Below are 1807 nucleotides of genomic sequence, written 5' to 3'. Positions count from 1 at the left end.
GGATACTGTTTTATTGCGGAAAGCTTAACATGGCCATCAGCTGATGAAGTACTTCATCCAGGTACTAATCCACTAAATTCGGCGGAGACCCCGAAAATGAGGTGAGATGTTCATGATATATGAAATCAAAGACCATATTCCTGACAAGATCCGCCAAATAGTAACTCTCGAACACAAACACACCGTTATCAGCGAGCAATAATCCCACCCCTTGCACCCATGAGTCAAGATCATCGATATTAGCGAATACATTATTTGCCGTAATCACATCCGCTTTGCCATAGCGATCTGCGATTTCACGGGCTTGCCCTCGGTTGAAATACGCACTAAGCGTCGGAATTCCAGACTCATTGGCGATGCTTGCAATATGGCCTGCCGGCTCAACCCCCAACACCTTTAGCCCTTTTCGCTTGAATGAGCCTAGAAGCGTTCCGTCGTTACTCCCCAGGTCAACGACTTGATCTCCCTCGGAAAGCCCGACCCTATCAATTACTTTTCCGGCATACTCATCGAAGTGCTGTGATAAGCCCATTGAGCTTGATGTCACATATATGTAATCCCCATAGAGAACGTCCGGATCTATTACGTCACTGAGCTGCGCCAAGCCGCAATCCTTACACATGAACAAATCAATCGGAAATTGCTTTTGCTCTTCATCAATTTTCTCTTGGGGCACATACGCATCACCTATGGGAGAGGGCTTTAATGCAAATACCAGCTCAAGACTCTCACTCCCACAGCCTCTGCATGTTTTACGCCGATATACTGACTCTTTTTTCGTCATGCTCACCATTATTATTGTCTATTTAACCAAATCGTGTCACTATCCTTGAATGGGCCACTTGCAACTTCAATAAATATTGCATGAGGCGATCGCGTATGTATTGACCGATACTGACCGGCTTTCAAACGAATTGACCTTGGCAAGTCACCATCTGCACTTGACAATCGTTGCGCAGAAACCATCACACCATCCTCGTCATACAGGCATATTTCAAGCTCACCGTCTATCATATGGTAACTCAAAGAGGTCTTTTCCTGCTTGAGGGGCCCGACATCGCAGTGCCCAGGATGAACCATGAGCATTTCATGGACATCATCAGCATCGTCAACATGCATACAGCAACGAAAAATCGGACAATTTCTCATTCTCGCATACTCTCTCAAAAGCACCATCTGCTGCTTTGACAAGGAGAAAGGATTCTTGGAAGCGTAAAATACCCGTTCATTCTTTTTTTCCATCCCGCCATGCGCCAGCAATGCTCTTTCCACCGCATCATAGGAATCAAGACGAAACGCACATAGAAATGCAACTACCTCTGAATAATTCTCATAAACGTCAGGCGTCATCGGCTGAGAAATGAGCTCTTCTACAGAGAACCACCGCATCCCCATTCCTTCGGACAAGCGTAATTCACTCACATCACCGTCATAGCGAACCGGGAAGAAGTGATTCACTGTCTCTATCCACCCAGCACTCCATTTCCAACTAAACAACTCATCGAAAACGATTCCAGGAACTTGACCTAATTCCTCTTTCAACTCTCGCTCAAGTCCCCCCTTAAACGTCTCATTACCCTCTACCATGCCACCGAAAAAAGCCCAGCATCGCCGAAATGGCAACCCTTCCTTATCATCTCGCTGCTGCAGCAGCACACGACCATCACTCCGATAAATGAGTGCTTTGACTGAATGATTTCTTGCCCCCATTAATACGGCTCTCCGCCGAATTTAGTGGATTAGTACCTGGATGAAGTACTTCATCAGCTGATGGCCATGTTAAGCTTTCCGCAATAAAACAGTATCC

The 1807-nt window shown here is 46.1% G+C and carries 2 protein-coding genes; both read right to left on the bottom strand.

The features are described 5' to 3' along the window. Positions 1 to 64: 64 nt before the first annotated feature. On the bottom strand, positions 65 to 784 hold the full coding sequence (locus EKD02_RS09785) for a class I SAM-dependent methyltransferase (RefSeq protein ID WP_126385319.1): 720 nt from the start codon (positions 782 to 784) through the stop codon (positions 65 to 67). A gap of 11 nt (positions 785 to 795) precedes the next feature. Further along, positions 796 to 1710: a WbuC family cupin fold metalloprotein gene (locus tag EKD02_RS10065; protein ID WP_185805746.1), complete on the bottom strand. Its 915-nt coding sequence runs from the start codon at positions 1708 to 1710 to the stop codon at positions 796 to 798. Between the last annotated feature and the right edge of the window lie 97 nt (positions 1711 to 1807).

The organism is Chlorobium phaeovibrioides (assembly GCF_003968655.1).
Classification (GTDB): Bacteria; Bacteroidota; Chlorobiia; order Chlorobiales; family Chlorobiaceae; genus Chlorobium; species Chlorobium phaeovibrioides.
The sequence above is the reverse complement of the archived record's forward strand: the minus strand, read 5'-3'. Positions and strand labels throughout refer to the sequence as shown.